Here is an 18,812-nt window from a genome sequence, read left to right as displayed (position 1 = left end):
GTTGAGCTACGGCCGCATGGGCAGAGCGGCCAACGGGATTCGAACCCGTACCTCGGCGAGTCTTGTCCGGTCTCGGTAGATCTGGCGTTCGGCGGTGATGCTGAACCTGGAGCGAGAGTCTGAGCTTGATCCCGGTCTGCCTCTGCCGGCTTGGGCCATCCCGGCGAGTGGTGCCGGGAGAGGGATTCGAACCCCCACTGGTGACCGAGTGGTTCAGGCTGACGTTCAGCTTCAGCTTTCACGCTCCCGCGTCGGGGAGCGCATCCCCCGCGCTCCAGCGGGGGAATCCGTGACGCCTACCGGAACAGGTAGGCGAAGAGGACACCACCGACGCGCTGGTCGGTGATCTCCATGTTGTTGGCTTCCTCCCGGGCGAACTTCACCGCGTGCTGCAGCTTCTCCACGCGGTCCACGAGCTCGTTGACCCGCCGGGCCGGCAGCGCACCGGAGAACTTCACGGTGTTCCAGTAGCCCACCGGGATGTCCTCGTAGTACACCTCGACCTGCGCCGGGTGCTTCTCCGTGGCCTCGGCCTTGACGTGGTTGCGCGGCACCTTCTTGGTGCGGATGGTCCGGACCTGCTCGGTGCGCCAGTAGTCGGCGGACTCGTCGAAGCTCCAGTCCTCGGCCGCGTCCAGCAGGGGCAGCTTCTTCACGAAGGTGTGCAGGTCGGTCAGCTGCTTCTCGAGGAACAGCAGGTACGACACGGGCACGTCGCGCAGCAACGTCTCCCCGTCCACCACGACGTCGGCCTTCGCGACGCAGTTCGCCCAGTCCTTGGTCGCCGTGACGTCGAAGAGCCGGGTCATCACGGCCGCGGTCTTGCGCAGCACGTCCTCGGCCTTGATCTGCACGCGCGTGGACTCCGGCGGCAGCACCTCGCCGTCCTCGTCCTTCGGCTGGTAGGTCCGGGAGATCCCCGCCAGCAGCGCGGGCTTCTGCAAGCCGTGGTGCGCGTCGGTGAGGTCCCGGAGCGTGCCCCCCTTGACGCTCTTCTCCACCGCGATGATCTGGTTCAGCTTCGTCATGCCGCACCCCCTTTGGTTTCGGGGCACAGTACTCAGCGGGAAGCCGCGCCCGCATGCGATTTCTTCAGTTCGCGCGCACGTCTTGGAAGAGGGCTGCGATCTCGGCCGTCACCCAGTAGCACGCGGTCTCGCCTCGGGGGTATTCCCACTCCCACAGCCAGGTGCGTCCGACGGCCAGGCAATGGCGACGGGGCCACCCGAGAAGACCGGCAACGCCGTGCTTGCCCTTCTCCAGACCGAGCAACCCAACCAACTCTTCACCGCTGTACCTGGTGCCTGGGTGGTCCATCAGCACCGAGAACAGGGACCTGGCCGGAGGTGAGAGCTTCTCCCATACGGCGGCAGCGAGTTCGCCGTCCGACGCGCTCCACGCGACCTGCTCAGCCCGAGTGTCCGCGGTGCCGGTCATGGGTGGTTCCTCGCCCGTGGAGTGGTCGCACAACGAGTGGTCGTGGTGGGGCAGGTCGGATTCGAACCGACAACCTGACAGATTATGAGTCTGCTGCTCTGACCGGTTGAGCTACTGCCCCCTCGCAGCAGCGGACCCCGACCCGCTGACGCTGCGTGGTGGAGGATACCGATCACCCCGAACGGCCCTTGCGCACCCCCGTGGCGAGCGACACATAGGCTGGACACGTGCGTCTGATCCTCCGCGACTTCACCCCGGCGGACGAACCCGAGGTGCTGGCGCTGTTCGCCGACTGCGACGACTGGTTCCAGGCCGCCACCGGCCACCCGTCCGGCCCCGGTGACGTGCAGAGCCTCTTCTACGCGTTGCCGGAGGGGGCCGCGTTCGAGCAGAAGCGCCTGCTGGTGGCGCGGGCCGAGGGCATGATCGGGTTCGTCGACCTCGTGCTCGACCACCCTGCTGCCGGCGAGGCCAGCGTCCGGTTCTTCCTCGTGCCGCGGGACCTGCGGCGGTGGGGCATCGGCCGGGAGATGGCGAAGGCGCTCACCGAACGTTTCCCCGAGGTGCGGCGGGTGCACGTGGCGCTCGACGACTTCAAGCCCGGCAACGAGTTCCTGAAGACGATGGGCTTCGCGCTCAACGGTCAGCGGGCGGTGCTGGAGGTCGCGCCGAGGTCCGACGGCCGGTAACCGCGGGGGTAGCCCGGGTAGGTGCGGTTGCGGGTGTTCGTGAGCTTCAGCTCGCGACGCACCGGCATGCGGCGCACCACGAAAGCCCTCAGCCGCAACGCTTGGCGCCCAAGAACGCCAACCCAGGACGGCGGGGCCATGAAGCCGAACGCGCGCACCATCGCCGGGTCGAGCATCGAGATCACCGCCCGTGCCACCGCCGGTCGCGTCCAAGACGGGTACCACGAGCAGAACAGGTCCAGCGTGTACTGGCCGATGCGGCGGTTCGACGGCGCGAACACGAAGTGCTCGCGCTCGTAGGCCGTCTTGAAGGCCAGGAACTCGTCGTAGTCCCCTGGGATCTCGCGGATGCCCATGCGGGCGCCGACCGCGCGGTAGAAGTGGAAGCCCGCCAGCCGTTCGTTGTCGGTCAGCGGGCGCCAGCCGTGCTGCGAAAGCCACTCGATCGGGTCGTAGATGAACGTCGACAGCACGTAGAGCATGTCGTCGTTCGAGATGTCGTAACGGCCGTGCTGGCGGTTGACCACGCGCAGCGCCTCACGCCCGCGCGGGGAGTCGTAGCCGTGCTCCACGAGCTCGGCCATCAGGACCGCCGTGTCGTCGTAGCGCTTCTGCGGCCGCCGTTCGAACTCGCCGGTGCGCTCGAGCAGGCCCGAGATCGTCGGCACGCAGTACGTGCGGAACAGGGCCATCTCGAGCGACTTCTGGTAGTCCCACGGGAACTCCAGGCCGGCGGAGATCCGCAGGATCTCCTCGTGGTCGCGGACCGGGTCGAGCGCGGAGATGCGGCGGAGGTTCGCGAAGCGGTCGGCCATGCGTCCCAACCTGACCCACGCCCGCGCGAACCGGAAGACCCCAGATGGTGGACGAAGGACCCGACCAAGCAAAAGACCCCAGTCCGTGGACTAGGGTCTGAGCGGTGGCTCCCCCAACTGGACTCGAACCAGTAACCCTGCGATTAACAGTCGCATGCTCTGCCAATTGAGCTATGGGGGAATGTTCTGTTGTTCTGCTCTGTCAGGCTTGGTTCCTCCTGACAGTGGGTAACTCTACATGAGCCTCAAAAGGGGTTTTGCAAGCACCCCCCACTTTGCGGCAAAACAGCCTCTGACCAGGCACGATGCGAGAGGAGACGCCACATGAAGGGCATCTTGGTCGGTGCGGCGATCGGCTACGTGCTCGGCGCGAAGGCCGGACGGGCGCGTTACGACCAGATCGTGCGCCTCTGGAACCGCTTCACCGCGAACCCGACGGTGCGCAAGACGGCGGCCCAGGCGAAGGACAAGGCGTTCGAAGCGGCGGTTCAGGCCAAGGACCTGGCGGCCGACGCCGCAGGTAAGGCAGCGGATGCGGCGGGTAAGGCGGCGGAGAAGGCGCCGTGGCGCCACCAGGAGGAGACGAACGGCAAGGCCTTCACCCCTCCCGCGACGCCGCGGGCGTGACAGTCCTCACACCTGCGCCACCGCGAAGATCCGCCTGAAAGGGAACCAAGTGGTGCCGTCGGCTCGCTGCGGGTACGCCTCGCGCAGCCGCGGCGCCAGTTCCGCCACGTAGGCCTCCCAGTCCGTTGAGGACAGAGCCGCGCGCACGGGCCGCAGAGCCGTGCCGCTCACCCATTCGAGCACCGGGTCCCGACCGGACAGCCGCTGCACGTACGTCGTCTCCCAGACGTCCACCGAGGAGCAGTCGCCGAGCAGGTCCGCGTACTCCACGGGCTGCAGAACCGGCTTCTCGGCACGGAAGACGTGCTCCAACGCCGATCCGGCCACCTCGCGGATCAACCGGTGCGAGGGGTCCGCGTAGTTGCCGGGCACCTGGAACGCGAGCCACGCGCCGGACGGCAGCGCCGCCGCCCAGGAAGACACGATCGAGGGATGTGACGGAACCCACTGCAGAACCGCGTTGGACACCACGACGTCGGTGTCCGGCAACGGTTTCCAGGTGGTCAGGTCGTCCACCCGAGCGTTCACGCCGGCCTCACGCGCCGCTTCGACCATCTCCGGCGACGAGTCGAACGCCTCGACCACTGCCGAGGGCCACCGCTGCGACAACGACAGCGTCAGGTTGCCGGGTCCGCAGCCCACGTCCACCACCCGACGGGGTTCGGCGGCCCGCACGCGCCCGACAAGTTCGTAGAACGGCCTCGCCCGGTGATCGGCGAAGGCCAGGTACTGCGCCGGATCCCACATGCCAACTAACAGTACACGCGTACTGCTAGCCCGCAAGCTTCGCGGCGAACGCCGAAACGGCCTCGCGCACCGCGCCCAGGTCCACGCCCGCGTCGCCGCGCGCCTGCCACACGACACCGTCCTGACCGGGGATCTTGCGCTGCAGGATCCACACGCCGGGCGACTCGACGCGCTCGCGGTGCCGGATCGACCCCTCGACGCGCTGGCTGATCGCGCGCAGCACGCGCCTCGGGTCCTCGAGCGCGAACCGGTGCGCGGGAAGGTCTTCGAGCAGCACGACGGGACCTTCGGTCGAGGCCTCGGACGCCTCCACCACCCGCAGCGCGCCCTCCCACTTCACCTTGCTGATCAGGTGCCAGCCGATGCGCCGCGGCGACTCCCCCGGCACCCACAGCCCGAGCGACGTCACGACGAGGTGCCCGCCGCCCGTCACCGGCGCGTGCGCGATCACGGTCTCCTCGCGCTCCAGCGAGCCGGTGAACCCGTCCGGCGCACCGTTGCCGAACAACCGCCGCAACAACCCCACTACAGCACTCCAGCGCTCTGCTGCAGGAGCGCCTTGCGGTACTCCTCCAGGGCCACCAGGTCGCCCCACAGCGCCCGGTACTCGTCGGCGTCCTTGATCGGCGACAGCCGGCGCAGCCGCGACTTCACGTCCTCGACCTGCTTGCCGACCTGCACCTCCTGCAGGCGCGCGATCACCATCGACACGTAGCGGAACTCGTCGTTCTGCTTGACGGCCAACGGTTCCACCGCGAGCTCGGTCAGCACCGACCGCACCGACGCGTGCTGGCACGCCTGCGAGATCGCGTCCAGGTACGCCGTGCCCGCGAGGCCGCAGGCCGCACCGCCCGCGTCCCGGATCGCCCGGTGCAGCGCGACGTACGCCGGGTCGGTGAAGGCCTCGTCCGGCAGCGAGTCGTAGAGCGGCCCCGCGTACTCGGGCAGCCGCAGCGCGATCTTGAGCACCTCGCGTTCGAAGATCAGCTTCGGGTCGCGCGGGTTCGGCCGGGCCGGGCCGTCGACCTCCACGCCGAGCGCCATCTGGTTCGGGTCGACGCGCGCGGCGGGCACCACGGGCGCCTTGCCACCGGCGGTCTGGCGCACCCGGCGCACGACCATCGCCTCGTCGTCCCAGCCGACCCACCACGCCAGACGCGTCGCGTAGCCGTCGCGCTTGGCCCTGTCCTTGATCTGCGCGACGAACGGCACCATCTTCTTCAGCGCCTCGACGCGGCCGTCCACCGAGTCGAGGTCGTACGCCTTGAGCTGGGCCTTGATCGCGAACTCGATCAGCGGGATGCGCCGCGCCACCAGGTCGCGCACCGCCACGTCGCCCTTGGCCTGCCGCAGCTCGCACGGGTCCATGCCGTCCGGCGCGACCGCGATGTAGGTCTGCGCGGAGAAGTGCTGCTCCCCGTCGAAGGCCTTCAGCGCGGCCTTCTGGCCCGCCTCGTCGCCGTCGAAGGTGAAGATGACCTCGCCGTTCACGTCGTCGTCGATCAGCAGCCTGCGCAGCACGTTCATGTGGTCGGTGCCGAACGCCGTGCCGCAGGACGCGACGGCCGTCGGCACGCCCGCGAGGTGCATCGCCATCACGTCGGTGTAACCCTCGACGATGACCGCCTGCTTGCGCTTCGCGATCTCGCGCTTGGCCTGGTCGAGCCCGAACAGCACCTGCGACTTCTTGTAGATCATCGACTCGCTGGTGTTCAGGTACTTCGCCTGGATCGGGTCGTCGTCGAAGATCCGGCGGGCGCCGAACCCGACGACGTCGCCGCCGATGTCCTTGATCGGCCACAGCAGCCGCCGGTGGAACCGGTCGATCGGCCCCTGCCGGCCCTCCTTGGTGAGCTGCGCCTTGATCAGCTCCTGCAGCTCGAAACCGCGTCCGAGCAGGTGTTTGGTGAGCTTGTCCCAGCCGCCGGGCGCGAAGCCGCAGCCGAACTGGCGTGCCGCGTTCTCGTCGAACCCGCGCTCGGCGAGGAACTCGCGGGCGGGCTGCGCCTCGGGCGACTTGAGCTGCTCCGAGTAGTACTCGGCGGCGGCCTTGTGGGCCTCGATGAGCCTGCTGCGGGTGCCGCGGTCGCGCTGGACCGTGTTGCCGCCGCCCTCGTAGACGAGCTGGATGCCGGCCCTGTCCGCGAGCCGCTCGACGGCCTCCACGAACGACAGGTGCTCGACTTTCATCACGAAGGCGATCACGTCGCCGCCCTCGCCGCAGCCGAAGCAGTGGAACGTGCCGTGCGACGGGCGCACGTTGAACGACGGCGTCTTCTCGTCGTGGAAGGGGCACAACCCCTTCAGGGCGCCTCCACCGGCCCGCTTCAGCGAAACCTGGTCACCGACGACCTCGTCGATCCGGCTGCGCTCACGCACCAACGCGATGTCGCTCTCCCTGATGCGTCCTGCCACGTCCCCGAGTCTAATCCCCTGGCAAACTGCCGACCGTGACCACCGCCGACGTCTTCGCCCTGCACCGGACGCACCTGATCGGCGTCGCGTACCGCCTGACCGGCAGCTTCGCCGACGCCGAGGACGCCGTGCAGGAGGCGTGGCCCCGGTTCGCGAAGGCCGAGGGCATCCAGGACGCGCGGGGCTGGCTCACGACCGTGGTGAGCCGCATCTGCCTCGACAGGCTGCGCTCCGCCGCCGTGCGCCGCGAGACGTACGTGGGTTCGTGGCTGCCGGAACCGCTGCTCACGACCGGTGAGGACGACCCGCTGGCGAGCGTGGTGCAGGCCGACGGCGTCCGGATGGCCGCGCTGGTGGTGCTCGACCGGCTCACGCCCGACCAGCGCGTCGCGTTCGTGCTGCACGACGCGTTCTCGTTGCCGTTCAACGAGATCGCCGACGTGTTGCAGGTCTCAGAGGCCGCGGCGCGCAAGCACGCGTCCCGTGCCCGCAAGGCCGTCGCGGACGCCGAGCCGCCGCCCCGCGCGGCGCTGGCCGAGCAGCAGGAGGTGCTGGAGAAGTTCCTGCGCGCCATGGCGAGCGGGGACATCGACCGCGTGCTGGAACTGCTGCACCCGGACGCGGTGATGATCGGCGACGGCGGCGGCAAGGTCCGCACCGCGGTCAACACGGTCTCCGGCGCGGACAAGGTCGCCCGCTTCTTCCTCGGCCTCATGCGCAAGTACGGCTATCCGGAGGAGCACCGGCCGACGTTCGTCAACGGCGACATCGGCGTGCTGATGCCCGCGTACGGCGACGTGACGTCGCGCGTCACGGCGTTCACCGTGCACGAGGGCAAGGTGGCCGCGATCTACGACATCGCGAACCCGGACAAGCTCACGCACGTGGCGTTCTGACGGTCACCAGCGCATCCGCAGCAGCTTCCCGACGTCGCGGAGCTTCGGGATCGCGCTGACGACCTTCATCTGGATCTGACCGGACCTGGGCAACGCCTCCAGGTGCGGCAGGTCCACGCTGCGCCAGGCGTCCACTGTGGTCAGTCCGGGGTGCAGCGCCTCGACCTCGCGCGGGTCGTCGACACCCCAGTGCAGGGTCGCGCCCGCGTTGCGCACGGCGGGCACGAGCTTCTGCAGCTTGATCCCCCACGACCCGTAGACGTCGAACAGCAGCTCACCGCTGTCGAACCGGCTGGTGATCCGGCGGATCAACGCGTGCCCCTCCGCCTGCGTGAGGTACATCGACAGGCCCTCGAACACCGCGACGACCGGTCCGCCGGCGGGCACCTCGTGCAGCCAGGCGTCCTCGGTCACCGACGACGCCACGAGCCGGTAGTCGCCTTGGGGTTCGGGCAAGAGCTTGTGCCGCAACGCGACGACGTCCGGCATGTCGACGTCGACCCACCGCACGGTGTCCGGCCGTTCGATGCGGTGCGCGCGTGTGTCCAGGCCGCAGGCCAGGTGCAGCACGGTGCACGACGGGTGGCGCCCGAGGAAGTCGCGCGTCCAGTCGTCGAGCACCCTGCCGCGGATGGCGACGCCGACCGCCGTGGTCGTGGTCATCCCGGTCTTGGCGAAGTCGTAGTCGATGCGGTCGACGGCGCGTCTGGCCTCGTCGTCGTGCAGCACGGACGTGGGCCGCTCGCTGTCGAGGGCCCGTCCGTACAGCGTGGCGAGCATGGTCTCCTGCGCACCCGTGAGTGCGATCTTCTCCACACGCCCTAGTTTGTCGGCACCCGGCAGGCGTCGCCAGAGGTGAAGCCCTGGTCCTTGATGTCGAACGCGCTGTTGAACCGGGCCCGCTGGTTCTCCAGCGCGATCTGGTAGGTCAGCGCGACGAGTTCCTTGCGCCCCAGCAGCTCCTCGAGCTCCGCGACCTGCTCGTCGGTGACGGCGACCGGCGTCTCCGTCATCGCGTCGGCGTAGGCGAGCGCCTTGCGTTCGAGGTCGGTGAACAGCGGCGACGTGGCGTAGGAGTCGATGTGCTTGAGGCGCTCGACGTCGAGCCCGCCGTGCTTCATCAGCATGGCGCCGAAGTCGACGCACCACGAGCACCCGAGTCGCACGGCCGTCCTATATACGCACAGCTCGAACAACGGCCCGTGGACCGCCTTCTTGACCGCCAGCTCGTGGCGGCTGCTCGCCATCAGCAGCTTCGGGTGGTGCGCCATCACCGTGACGGGCTCCGGCACCGCCCCGAACTCACGCCGCGCGAACCAGTACACGGCCTTGAGCAGCGGGCCCGCGTCCTTCTTGGCAACTCCGTTGATCCTCGTCATGTCCTGTGGACGGGGCAGCCCGCCGGAACGTGACACCTTTGGGTGACTGGGGCGCGAGCCGGTCCACCCATAGGGTCCCTGCATGAGCAACGACTTCGTGCTGGACATCGACCACGAGTCGGCCGGCCTGCTCGCGGGAACACTGCTGGCAGGCGACTCGTGTGCGGTCCCGGTGCGGCACCAGAACGTCAAACTCCTGCTGTGCGCGCTGCCGGGCGAGGACGGGATGCGGCTCTTCCTGCGCCGCAACACCCCCTAGGGCCTGCTTCGCCGGTCCTGTCCGCGATAGCCGGGGCTGAGGCGGCCCCTGGGGGCGCGGGCGGCAGACCCGAATACAACACCGGTATGCGGCTCTGCCGCCCGCACCGCCAGGAACCACCTCAGCCGCGACTCTCACCGGACGAGACCGGCGAAGCAGGCCCTAGCGGTCGTACACCGCCACATACTCCATGAGCACGTCACGCGACCGTTCGTTGTCGAGCGCGACGGCGTGCATGCGCTGGAAGATCTGCACGGCCCGTTCCACGGTCGCGGCATCGCTGGCGAGCGTGAAGTTCGCGAGGTAGACCAGCGGCGGCTCGTGTTCGTACTGGATGAGCGCGTAGTCGAGCCCGACCGCCGCCGCCCCTCCCGCGCTGGCCGGCACGATCCGGATCGACGGCGCGTGGAACAGCAGGTGCAGGACCTGGTCCTCCATCAGCCGGTCGCCGCCGACGACGGTGCGCAGCGCGTACTCGTGGATGAAGAACACGCACTGCGGCAGCACGCCGTCGGGCTGCAGTTCGGGCGCCGGCGCGAACCCCAGCGCCCTGGCCAGCGCCTTCGCGTAGCACTCGGTCCTGAGCAGGACGGGAATGGTGACGCCGCTGAAGCAGGTGATGCGCGTGGCGCCCGCCGCGGCGAGCACGACGAGCTGCTCGCCGGCACCGTGCTGGGTCATGCGCAGAACGGTAAGCCCATGATCATGATCTCGCCGTGCGAAACGCTCGCCCGACAGGGCGTCACGCCATCACGGACGGGCGACCTGCGCGAGGAAGTAGACCGCCTTCGAGCGGGCGTGCCGGACGGCGAGCAGGAACGGCCGGTCGACGAGCACGACGACCGGGTGCGCGGGCTTCCTCGGTCGCGCGCCCCGCGACTTCATCACCGCGGTCGCGGCCGCACCTTCCAGGCCCTGCTCGTCCAGTCGCAGCACGGCCTCGTGCACGACCTCGCTGACGAACAGGGGCTTCGGCGAGAGCCCGCTGAGATCGGCGTCCGGCGAGAACATCGTGCCCACACCCACCTGTTCGAGCGCCTCCCGCAGCTCGAACTTCTCCCGGACGTCCACTTTGGGCAGTGACAGCGCGACGGCGGTGCTGCCGGGCACGTCGAACGCGGCCGGGTGCGGCTGGTCCAGCGGCCCGTCCGGCAGCAGCACCAGCACCTCCACCCCCGACTTCGCCGGCAGCACGACGGTCTGCCAGCCCCCGGTCCTGGCGTAGCCCAGTTCGGCCGTCACCGTCATGGTCGGCACCTCGACGTCACCGCCGGGGGCGTGGAACGGTCGCGGCGTCGTCCGGGACGCCGGGAACGCGGTCTCCCAGCCGGTCCTGAGGTAGAGGGCGTTGACGACGACCGCCCCGCTGTACGGGGTGGAAGGGGGCGGCAGCAGTGCGGGGACGAGGCCGCGGGTCGCCTCGGCGACGTCGGCGTTGATCAGTTCGCGCACGGTCCCGGACTCGGCGAAGTCCGCCCTCCGCACGGAGGCCGTCAACGAGAAGGCGGGGTCGAGCGGCAGGCCGGCGTCCGCCCACAGCGAGTTCGCGACGGCCAGGTCCGGCACGTCGAGCGCGTCCGAGCCGTCGAACCCGCCGATCAGCAGGCCGAGCTCCTCGCGCGTCCGCCCCCGGGAGGCCTCGTGGACCAGCGCGAGCGCACTGGCCACCGAGAACGGCGACCAGCACGCGTTCACGGACGGATCGGGTACGGCGGCTCGGTGCAGGGTCAGGGCGAACGCGGTCTGGTCGGTCACGGACGGGCGACCTGCGCGAGGAAGTAGATCGCACCGGACCGCGCGTGCCGCACCGCGAGCAGGAACGGCCGGTCCACGGTCACCACGACCGGGTCCACCGGGATCTCGATCGACACCGTCCGGAACGTGACGGCGGTGGCCGCGGCTCCTTCGAGGCCCTCCTCGTCGAGGCGCAGCACGGCCTCGTGCACCACGTCGTCCACGAACATCCGCTCGTCCGGGGAGAGGCCGGAGAAGTCGGCGTCGCGCGCGAACATGCGCTCGACCCCCAGCTGCCGCAACGTGTTCTTCAGGTTGAACTTCGCCCGCACGTCCACTTTGGGCAGTGAGAGCTCGAGCCGCGTGAGGTCCTGGGCGGTGAACGCGGAGGCGGGCAGCGGCTGGTCCAGCGACTCGTCCGGCAGCAGGACCACGGTCTCGACGCCCGAGTCCGCGGGCAGCACGATCGTCTGCCAGCCGTCGTGGCGGGCGTAGCGGAACTTCTCCGTCACCTTCATCGTCGGCACGTCCACGTCGTCGCCGGGCGCGTGGAACGGCTTGTCGGCGGTGTCCCAGGCGGCGAACGGGTTCAGCCAGCCGACCTTGAGGTACAGGGCGTTGACGATGATCGCGGCGGCGTCCGCGGGCGGCGCGTCGGCGAGCAGTTCGGGGATGAGGCCGCGGGTGGTCTCGGCGACATCGGTGTTGACGAGCTTGCGGACCGTCGCGGGGTCGGAGAACGCCGTGCGGCGCACCGAGCCGGCGAGTGAGAAGCCCAGGTCGAGCGTCAGGTCGTCGTCGGCCCACAGCGTGTTCGCGACGGCCAGTTCGGGCACGTCCAGCGCGTCCGAGGCGTCGAAACCGTTCAGCAGGCCGTCGAGTTCCGCGCGGGTCTCGCCGCGGGCGGCCTCGTGGGTCAGCGCGAGCGCGCTCGCCACCGAGAACGGCGACCAGCACGCGTTCGTGGACGGATCAGGTACGGCGACGCGGTGCAGGTTCAGGGCGAAGTCGGCCTGATCGGTCACAAGAGCTCCCTCGACTGGTCGGCCATCGCCCTCGAAGCTACGCCGATGCGCGGTGCCAGGCCACGGCCTGCGCGTCGGTGAGCAGCGCGACCTGGTCGATCACGACGCGAAGCCTTGCGGCGTAGGAGGAAGCGGCCTCGAACACCGGGCGGAACGCCGGGTCGAGCAGCTCCGGGCGCTCCAGCAGGCGGCCGACGAGGCTCGTGATCAGGTCGCGCTGGTCGGCCTGCATGGCGAGGCGCGCCGGGTCGCTCATGACGTACCGGACGGCCATCGCCTTGAGCAGCGCCACCTCCGCCGCGACCTGCCGCGGGACCTCCAGCGACGCGTTGTACCTCGTCAGAGCGCCGTCACCGTGCACGGCACGGGTCGCGGTGACGGCCGCGGAGGCGAAGCGGCCGACCAGTTCGCTGGTGAGGTTCTTCAACGCCACCTGGGCGCCGAGCGAGCCGTCGTACTCGTGGCCGGTCCAGTACCCGATCACCGGGAGGTCCAGCAGTTCCTCGGCGGTGGCCTCCAGCGTCGCGACGGACTCGTCGGAGAACGTCTTCGCGGCGAGCGACGCGATGGCGGCGCGTTCGTCGGCACTGGCCAGCGCGCCGAGGTTGATGCGGTGGGCCAGGACGCCGTCCTCGACGTCGTGCACGGAGTACGCCACGTCGTCGGACCAGTCCATCACCTGCGCCTCGATGCACCTCTCCCGTTCCGGCGCGCCCGAACGCATCCACTCGAACACTTCGAGGTCGTCGTCGTACACGCCGAACTTCACCATGCCCGGCGTGCGCTTCCACGGGTACTTCGTCGACGCGTCGAGCACCGCGCGCGTGAGGTTCAGGCCGTGCGCCGTCTTGGGCTCCAAGCGCGCGAGGATGCGGAACGTCTGCGCGTTGCCCTCGAAGCCACCGCACGGACCGGCGAGCTCGTTGAGCGCCCTCTCGCCGTTGTGCCCGAACGGCGGATGCCCGATGTCGTGCGCGAGGCCGGCCGTGTCGACGATGTCCGGGTCGCAGCCCAGCTCCTCGCCGATGCCGCGGCCGATCTGCGCGACCTCCAGCGAGTGCGTGAGGCGCGTGCGCGGCACACCGGTGACCTCGGAACCCTCACCGGGACCGACGACCTGGGTCTTGCCCGCCAGCCTGCGCAACGCCGCGGAGTGCAGCACGCGGGCCCGGTCACGGGAGAACGGCGTGCGCTCCTCGATGCGGGCACCCGGCAGCGCGGCGCTCTTGGGCTCTTCGGAGAGCAGTCGCTCCGCGTCGTGACCGGTGTATCCCATCACCCGATTTTAGGGAGTTTCAGCTCGTCGAACACGCCGGCGTGCGCCTTCATCAAGCGGTAGTAGAGCAACGCTCCGGTTTCGCGCTTGATGTAGAACCACTGCGTTTCGCGCGTCTGCACGTTCGGACCGCTCCTGGTCGGCGACGTCCACGCCCGCAGACCGGCGTCCTCGGCCATGGTGCGGGCGCGCAGCGAGTGCCACGGGTCGCTGACGATCACGGCGGTCTTCAGGTTCCGCTCCTGCGCGACCGACGCGACGGCCCGCAGCGAGCCGAGCGTGTCCGCGCCCTCGCCGACCTGCAGCACCCTGTCCTCGGGCACACCGCGCTTGACCAGCCAGAGCTTGCCGACCTGGCCCTCGGTGAAGTTGTCGCCGGGCTGGCGGCCTCCGGTCGTCGCGATGTAGCCGACGACGCCTTCCTGGTAGAGGCCGAGCGCGTGCTCCAGGCGGGCCGCGAGCACGTCGGACGGGACGCCGTTGTACTGCGCGGCACCGAGCACGATGGCCATGTCGGCTTTCGTCCAGTCGTCCACGCGCGCGACCTGCCACACGCGGAACGCCGTGCCGCCGCCCACGAGCACGCCGACGACCAGCGCCCCGAAGACGAGGCGCAACACGATCCGGCGAATCCTGGCGAGTGGTCTGAGGGGCGTGGTCCGCACACCGTGCATGGTCCCAGACCGCGCGCCTGTCGCGTTGACGCCCCTGCGAGGATCAAGGTCATGCCTGCTGAGCAGCCCACCATCCTCGCGACCTCCGGGGGATTGCGCCCTGGGCACCGCACCCTCGTCGAGTTCGACAAGCTGATCCACTTCGCACTGGACCTGTCCGGCGTGGACGGCCGCACACCGCGCCTGTGCCACGTCGGCACCGCCGGCGGCGACCAGCGGGCGATGAACGCGAACATGACCGAGGCGGGCAGGGTCGCGGGCGTCGACGTGTCGGTGCTGAACCTGTTCACGATGCCGCCGACCGACGACCTGGAGGACTACGTGCTCTCGCACGACGTCATCTGGGTGGGCGGCGGATCGGTGGCGAACCTGCTCGCGGTCTGGGAGGTGCACGGCCTCGGCGCCGTCTTCCGCAAGGCGTGGGAGGCGGGCGTGGTGCTCAGCGGTGTGTCGGCGGGCTCGATCTGCTGGCACGCGGGCGGCGCGACGGACTCGTTCGGCCCGGACCTCCGCATCGTCACGAACGGCCTGGGCTTCCTGCCCCACGGCAACGGCGTGCACTACGACTCCGAGGAGCAGCGCCGCCCGAAGATCCACGAGGCCGTGGCCTCCGGGGTGCTGCCGAAGACGTACTGCACCGACGACGGCGCCGGCCTGCTCTACCGCGGCACCGAACTCGTCGAGGCGGTGACGGAACGTCCCGGCGCGAGCGCATACGTCGTGGTCAGGGACGATTCTTCAGCAACCGCACAGGAGGAAACGCTCGACACCAGAGTCCTGTGACGCGGACCTTGGAGGTGTGCGTTGGACTCTGATCGTTCTCCTCGTGGTGGCGGTGTTCGCCATCCCCGACGCATCGCCGTGCCTCGCACACGGCAAGCGCTCAGCTGATATATCGCGCGGCCCCGATGTAGTGGACACCGACGACGCCGATATATCGCATACCGATCCCGACACGTCGGAGACAGCCTCGTCGTCCGCGATATCCGATATATCAGCGACTGATATATCGGATATCGCCGCTGCCGGTAGCTCGTCCGACGTAGGCCTCGCGATCTTCGACCTCCAGACCGGCCAGGTGGTCTCGCAGCAGGGCGACAAGCCGTTCTACTCGGCGTCGCTGTCGAAGCTGCTCGTCGCCGTCGACGCGTTGCGGCAGCAGCCGTCCGACGAGGACAGGGACCTCGTCCGCCGCGCCCTGAGCGCGAGCGACGACAACGCCATGGACGTGCTGTGGACGCGGTTCGACGGCATGGGGGCCATCGGCCGCGTCGCCGCCGAAGCGGGGCTTACAGGTACTCACGCCCCTGACGACCCGTCACAGTGGGGAGAGGTCGTCATCACCGCGAACGACATGGTGCGCCTCTACGACCACATCCTCGCCTCGCCGGAACGCGACGAGGTCGTCGCGATGCTGTCGTCGGCCACCGCGACCGCCGCCGACGGCTTCGACCAGGCGTTCGGCCTGCTCGGCGTCACCGGCGCGTACGCCAAGCAGGGCTGGATGTACTACCTGCCGAGCGACGTCTACCTGCACAGCGCGGGCGTGGTCGACGACCGCTACGCCGTCGCCGTCCTCACGACGAGCCCGACCGGCAACTGGACCACGGCCAGGGAGTCGATCAACGCCGTCACGACGGCCGCCCTCGCGAAGCTGCGCGCCACGACCGGTCCCACTCGCCCGTGAACTCGCGGACCACGAGGTTCGCCCCCACGAGCAGCACGATCGCCCCGAAGACCAACGCCCCGAACAACATCCCCGAGGAACCGCCGATGGAGGCGAGCTTGGCCGCCGCGTACCCGGCGGCGGCGGGGACGACGACGTACGCGCCGACGTTGCGCCGCCGCGCCGAGTAGACGTCCTCCACCCGCACGAGCGACAACCCGAGCACCACCGGCGTCAACGTCACCACCAGCCCGAACACCTCGAGCAGCGCCCACTGCGACGGCGACACGAGCGCCAGCACCACCACAGCGACCGACAGCACCGCACCCGCGACGACGAGCAGCGTCCCCAGCGCCCTGATCCGCGGCACGACCGCGGGCGCCGCCGAGTCCGGCACGAGCGGCCCGAACTCGCCGACGACGAACCGGTGCACGGCGAGACTGCTCCGCAGTGCGAGCACCAGCGCGATCACCACCGGCACCGCGAGCACCAGCACCACCCCCAGCGCGAACGCGCCGGGCTCCCCCACCGGCTCGACCCCGGACGCGAACCAGTAGAAGGGGAAGAAGAGCGCCAGCGCCGTCCCTTCGAGCACCACGAACACGTGCCGCACCCGAGCGGCCGCCGCGGCGTCGGCGACCCGCGCCGCCACCAGCCCACCCGCCAGCACGCACAGGCACACCAGCCCGCCACTCGCCGCCGTGGCCACGAGCACGGGCGGATTCCCCGTCTCGACCACCGCGGCGACGACCACCACCCACGCCAGCAGACCCAGGCCCGCCACCGCCTGCGTCACCCCGCGCCTGCGAAACCGCTCCCCCGTCACACCCTCCAACACGCGCGAACGCGCCGGAATGTTGCCTCAGCCGACCCGCAGCACCCTGCGCGCGGTGAAGAACGCGACGCCGCCGAGCACGACGAGCAGCCCCAGCACCGCGAGGTACACGGCGGACCCGACGGTGAACGGCACCGGCCGAGCCTCGCTGTTCAACGTCATGACCTCGCAGAACCACGCGACCAACGCGCAGAAGATCGCCGCGCCCCACCAGACCCCGAGCAGCCGCCGGACCAGCCGCGCGCCGTTCACGTCGACGAACTCACCTCGAGCGCAGGACCTTGCCGTCACGAGGCTCACGCCGGACAGGACTCCCCAGAAGGCGCCGATCCCGGCCATCACCACGCCGATCACGTTGATCGGGCTGTGCGCGGTCGGCAGGTCCAGCCCGACCGCGACGAGCACGATCCCGAACACGAGCGCCATGCCGATGAGAGGCAGCCCCGTCAGCGCCAGCCGCGTCCGGACGCGTTCGACGCGCGCGGCGGGCACCCACACCCACTGCGGCGGCGGCCCCTGGCCCACGATCATCAACTGTCGATCTTCCAATCCGAGCCGTCGCCGTCGGTCACGCTGGCGTCGCCCATGTCGGCGGTGTTCGGCATGGTCCACTCACGGCCGATGTCGTGGATCTTCTGCACGATCGCGTTCTGCTCGGTCTCGATCGTGTTGGTGTGCGACTCCAGCGCCACGATCGTGGCGCCGATGATGCCGATCGCCGCGGCGAGCCCGCCCGCGATGGCGGCGACGGCGGCAGGCGTGCCGACGACCGTGCAGGCCGCCGCGATCGCCCCCACCGCTGCCACGACGAACGTCGCCAGCGCGACACCCATCGCGATCCAGAAGGCGTCGATCGAGTTCGCGAGGCTGTTGAGGGACGCGCGCATCTGGTTCGCGACGTCCTTCACCGCGTTCAGGCCCGCCGACTGCGGCGGCACCGTCGCCGAGTAGGCCCGCGCGGCCCTGCCCTCCCACTCGACGTTCGTGCGCATCTTGTCAAGCGTGATCGTGCCGGCGATGTCTCCGAGCTTGTTGCCGACCTGCTCGACCCAGCCGGTGCCGACCTGCCGGAGACGGTCCGAGTCACCCGGCTGTGCGAAGAGCTGGTTCACCCGGTCCCAGAACTCGGCGATCCGCACGTTGACGACCCGGATGCCGTCCTGGACCTTCTCGATCACCCACTTCAACGGAGCGGGGACCCAGCTGAGCGTCGTGTTGACCACGTCGAAGAACCGGCGGATCGCGCGGTCGACCTCGTCGGCGTTGCCCTTGGCCTGCACCACCAGTGGGTTGGTCACCTGATCTCCCCCGTGAGCCGGTTCATCTCGTGGAGGTTCGCGGCTTCTTCGCGCGCGTAGGTGTCGGCGGCGGCGAGCAGGCTGTCGCCGAGACCGTTGAACGCCGTCACCGCCTGGCGCAGCAGGTCTTCAAGCACGACCCGGCCGTTCTCGTACGTGCGGTCGAGGCCGCGGTCGACCGCCCACATGGACACGTCGTGGCCGGTCAGCGTCAGTTCGCCGAGGGCGCGCTGGGGCGCCTGCACGTTGTCCGCGGCCGTCAGCCAGAGGCCTGCGTCCGCGTGCAACGCCTCCAGTGCGTCGAGCACCACGTCGCTCATGCCAGCCCCACCTTCCGCAGCAGTTTCGCCGGATCGCTCGCCAGCGCCTGGAGTTCCGCGATGGCGGACCCCGTCGGTCGTGTGGCGGGAGTACCCCGGTCGCGCAACGCGCGCAGGACCTCGGCGAGTTCGCCCTCCATCTCGGCATTGGGCGCGGCGTGCGCCCACCGGTCGATCTCGAAGCGGACGACCTGACCGGACTGGGCGATGCCGCGGACGCCGTGACCACCGCGGCTCTCGGCCCGCACGGGCGCGTTCACCGCCTGGTCCAGGCCGGCGGTGAACATGGCGAGCTCGGCGTTCACGGCGGCGAACAGCCGTTCCGCGTCGGCACGGGTGAGCGGCGTCTCGTCGACCGGCGCACTCCTCGGTGCGGGCGGGACGACCGCAAGATCTCCCTGCGTCTCGACGGAACGGGACAACGCCCGCATGGTCGCGTCGTTCGCCGCGTCGAGCACGGCTCCGTCCAACGCGCGCTGGTCGATGCTGTCGCGCCACCGGGCGGCCAGCCTGACGGCACGCACCCGGCCGTCGAACTCGACGAGCACCGAGACCGCACCACTCGCGTCGACGCCGATGCAGGCGTCCGCGTCATCCGGCGGCGGCTGCGCGGGCGGCGGTGTGGCACGCCGCCCGGCCTCGTACTCCCAGTCCTCGGCTTCCTCGAAGCCCCACCTGCGGTTGTCTTCGACCACCTTGGCCGCCCCCTGCACGCTGTGA

The 18,812-nt window shown here is 69.9% G+C and carries 24 protein-coding genes and 2 tRNA genes; 6 read left to right on the top strand and 20 right to left on the bottom strand.

Annotation, left to right across the window (positions count from 1 at the left end; genetic code table 11):
* Positions 1 to 296 precede the first annotated feature (296 nt).
* From BMY74_RS32620 to BMY74_RS32610, 3 genes are all read right to left on the bottom strand, one after another.
* Entirely contained in the window at positions 297 to 1,028 is a 732-nt protein-coding gene (locus BMY74_RS32620; RefSeq protein ID WP_089922354.1) for a DUF7873 family protein, read from the bottom strand.
* Between the two features lie 64 nt (positions 1,029 to 1,092).
* The gene (locus tag BMY74_RS32615) at positions 1,093 to 1,437 is read right to left on the bottom strand and encodes a DUF6416 domain-containing protein (RefSeq protein WP_089922353.1); all 345 of its coding nucleotides are present in this window, start codon (positions 1,435 to 1,437) and stop codon (positions 1,093 to 1,095) included.
* A gap of 43 nt (positions 1,438 to 1,480) precedes the next feature.
* Positions 1,481 to 1,558: transfer RNA gene (locus tag BMY74_RS32610), tRNA-Ile, on the bottom strand.
* Positions 1,559 to 1,664: 106 nt separating this feature from the next.
* On the opposite strand from BMY74_RS32610, the gene BMY74_RS32605 reads away from it, so the two are divergent.
* A complete protein-coding gene (locus tag BMY74_RS32605; RefSeq protein ID WP_089922352.1) occupies positions 1,665 to 2,126 on the top strand; it encodes a GNAT family N-acetyltransferase in 462 nt (153 codons plus the stop codon).
* Here BMY74_RS32605 and BMY74_RS32600 read toward each other — a convergent pair.
* Positions 2,081 to 2,941 (bottom strand): oxygenase MpaB family protein, encoded by an 861-nt coding sequence (locus BMY74_RS32600; protein ID WP_089922351.1) that lies wholly within the window; start codon positions 2,939 to 2,941, stop codon positions 2,081 to 2,083. The genes BMY74_RS32605 and BMY74_RS32600 overlap by 46 nt on opposite strands.
* Positions 2,942 to 3,046: 105 nt before the next feature.
* A tRNA-Asn gene (locus BMY74_RS32595) sits at positions 3,047 to 3,122 on the bottom strand.
* A gap of 143 nt (positions 3,123 to 3,265) precedes the next feature.
* Between BMY74_RS32595 and BMY74_RS32590 the strand changes: the two genes are divergently transcribed.
* Positions 3,266 to 3,568, top strand: a complete 303-nt coding sequence (locus BMY74_RS32590; RefSeq protein WP_089922350.1) for a hypothetical protein — start codon at positions 3,266 to 3,268, stop codon at positions 3,566 to 3,568.
* 6 nt (positions 3,569 to 3,574) lie between these two features.
* On the opposite strand, the gene BMY74_RS32585 is transcribed toward BMY74_RS32590, so the two are convergent.
* From BMY74_RS32585 to dnaG, 3 genes are read right to left on the bottom strand one after another with little or no spacing between them, the layout of a single operon-like run.
* Positions 3,575 to 4,315, bottom strand: a complete 741-nt coding sequence (locus BMY74_RS32585; protein ID WP_089922349.1) for a trans-aconitate 2-methyltransferase — start codon at positions 4,313 to 4,315, stop codon at positions 3,575 to 3,577.
* A gap of 25 nt (positions 4,316 to 4,340) precedes the next feature.
* On the bottom strand, positions 4,341 to 4,841 hold the full coding sequence (locus tag BMY74_RS32580; RefSeq protein WP_177230031.1) for a hypothetical protein: 501 nt from the start codon (positions 4,839 to 4,841) through the stop codon (positions 4,341 to 4,343).
* Positions 4,841 to 6,730, bottom strand: a complete 1,890-nt coding sequence (dnaG, locus tag BMY74_RS32575) for a DNA primase (RefSeq protein ID WP_089922348.1) — start codon at positions 6,728 to 6,730, stop codon at positions 4,841 to 4,843. Before dnaG ends, BMY74_RS32580 begins: the two co-directional genes overlap by 1 nt.
* A 26-nt stretch (positions 6,731 to 6,756) precedes the next feature.
* Between dnaG and BMY74_RS32570 the strand changes: the two genes are divergently transcribed.
* Entirely contained in the window at positions 6,757 to 7,626 is an 870-nt protein-coding gene (locus BMY74_RS32570) for a sigma-70 family RNA polymerase sigma factor (protein ID WP_089922347.1), read from the top strand.
* A gap of 3 nt (positions 7,627 to 7,629) precedes the next feature.
* Here the strand turns inward: BMY74_RS32570 and BMY74_RS32565 are convergent, their stop codons facing one another.
* Together BMY74_RS32565 and BMY74_RS32560 are read right to left on the bottom strand one after the other, a co-directional pair.
* On the bottom strand, positions 7,630 to 8,442 hold the full coding sequence (locus BMY74_RS32565) for a class I SAM-dependent methyltransferase (RefSeq protein WP_245786480.1): 813 nt from the start codon (positions 8,440 to 8,442) through the stop codon (positions 7,630 to 7,632).
* 5 nt (positions 8,443 to 8,447) lie between these two features.
* Positions 8,448 to 9,005, bottom strand: coding sequence for a carboxymuconolactone decarboxylase family protein (locus BMY74_RS32560; RefSeq protein ID WP_089922346.1), 558 nt, complete (start codon positions 9,003 to 9,005; stop codon positions 8,448 to 8,450).
* 82 nt (positions 9,006 to 9,087) lie between these two features.
* Between BMY74_RS32560 and BMY74_RS45360 the strand changes: the two genes are divergently transcribed.
* Entirely contained in the window at positions 9,088 to 9,264 is a 177-nt protein-coding gene (locus BMY74_RS45360; protein ID WP_157512840.1) for a hypothetical protein, read from the top strand.
* A 162-nt stretch (positions 9,265 to 9,426) separates the two neighbouring features.
* On the opposite strand, the gene BMY74_RS32555 is transcribed toward BMY74_RS45360, so the two are convergent.
* From BMY74_RS32555 to BMY74_RS32535, 5 genes are all read right to left on the bottom strand, one after another.
* Entirely contained in the window at positions 9,427 to 9,945 is a 519-nt protein-coding gene (locus tag BMY74_RS32555; RefSeq protein WP_089922345.1) for a Scr1 family TA system antitoxin-like transcriptional regulator, read from the bottom strand.
* Positions 9,946 to 10,014: 69 nt separating this feature from the next.
* Positions 10,015 to 11,019 (bottom strand): serpin family protein, encoded by a 1,005-nt coding sequence (locus BMY74_RS32550; RefSeq protein WP_089922344.1) that lies wholly within the window; start codon positions 11,017 to 11,019, stop codon positions 10,015 to 10,017.
* A complete protein-coding gene (locus tag BMY74_RS32545; RefSeq protein WP_089922343.1) occupies positions 11,016 to 12,023 on the bottom strand; it encodes a serpin family protein in 1,008 nt (335 codons plus the stop codon). Before BMY74_RS32545 ends, BMY74_RS32550 begins: the two co-directional genes overlap by 4 nt.
* 37 nt (positions 12,024 to 12,060) lie before the next feature.
* Entirely contained in the window at positions 12,061 to 13,299 is a 1,239-nt protein-coding gene (locus BMY74_RS32540; protein WP_089922342.1) for a deoxyguanosinetriphosphate triphosphohydrolase, read from the bottom strand.
* Entirely contained in the window at positions 13,299 to 13,964 is a 666-nt protein-coding gene (locus tag BMY74_RS32535; RefSeq protein WP_245786479.1) for a YdcF family protein, read from the bottom strand. Before BMY74_RS32535 ends, BMY74_RS32540 begins: the two co-directional genes overlap by 1 nt.
* Positions 13,965 to 14,024: 60 nt before the next feature.
* Between BMY74_RS32535 and BMY74_RS32530 the strand changes: the two genes are divergently transcribed.
* Positions 14,025 to 14,756 carry a Type 1 glutamine amidotransferase-like domain-containing protein gene (locus tag BMY74_RS32530; RefSeq protein WP_089922340.1) on the top strand — a complete coding sequence of 244 codons (732 nt, stop codon included), beginning with the start codon at positions 14,025 to 14,027 and terminating at the stop codon, positions 14,754 to 14,756.
* A 16-nt stretch (positions 14,757 to 14,772) separates the two neighbouring features.
* Entirely contained in the window at positions 14,773 to 15,660 is an 888-nt protein-coding gene (locus BMY74_RS32525; RefSeq protein WP_143091784.1) for a serine hydrolase, read from the top strand.
* Here the strand turns inward: BMY74_RS32525 and BMY74_RS32520 are convergent.
* The 5 genes from BMY74_RS32520 to BMY74_RS32500 all read right to left on the bottom strand — a co-directional run bounded on the left by BMY74_RS32520 (position 15,605) and on the right by BMY74_RS32500 (position 18,787).
* The gene (locus tag BMY74_RS32520) at positions 15,605 to 16,435 is read right to left on the bottom strand and encodes a hypothetical protein (protein ID WP_089922338.1); all 831 of its coding nucleotides are present in this window, start codon (positions 16,433 to 16,435) and stop codon (positions 15,605 to 15,607) included. The two genes, BMY74_RS32525 and BMY74_RS32520, sit on opposite strands and share 56 nt — an antisense overlap.
* A 66-nt stretch (positions 16,436 to 16,501) precedes the next feature.
* Positions 16,502 to 17,005 (bottom strand): hypothetical protein, encoded by a 504-nt coding sequence (locus BMY74_RS32515; RefSeq protein ID WP_089922337.1) that lies wholly within the window; start codon positions 17,003 to 17,005, stop codon positions 16,502 to 16,504.
* Complete coding sequence (locus BMY74_RS32510) at positions 17,005 to 17,772, bottom strand: hypothetical protein (RefSeq protein ID WP_089922336.1); 768 nt, start codon at positions 17,770 to 17,772, stop codon at positions 17,005 to 17,007. The genes BMY74_RS32515 and BMY74_RS32510 overlap by 1 nt, the downstream gene beginning before the upstream one ends.
* Positions 17,769 to 18,092: a hypothetical protein gene (locus tag BMY74_RS32505; RefSeq protein WP_089922335.1), complete on the bottom strand. Its 324-nt coding sequence runs from the start codon at positions 18,090 to 18,092 to the stop codon at positions 17,769 to 17,771. Before BMY74_RS32505 ends, BMY74_RS32510 begins: the two co-directional genes overlap by 4 nt.
* On the bottom strand, positions 18,089 to 18,787 hold the full coding sequence (locus BMY74_RS32500; RefSeq protein ID WP_089922517.1) for a hypothetical protein: 699 nt from the start codon (positions 18,785 to 18,787) through the stop codon (positions 18,089 to 18,091). Before BMY74_RS32500 ends, BMY74_RS32505 begins: the two co-directional genes overlap by 4 nt.
* Between the last annotated feature and the right edge of the window lie 25 nt (positions 18,788 to 18,812).

The organism is Lentzea albida, assembly GCF_900111005.1.
In the GTDB taxonomy this organism is placed as follows: domain Bacteria; phylum Actinomycetota; class Actinomycetes; order Mycobacteriales; family Pseudonocardiaceae; genus Lentzea; species Lentzea albida.
The sequence above is the reverse complement of the archived record's forward strand: the minus strand, read 5'-3'. Positions and strand labels throughout refer to the sequence as shown.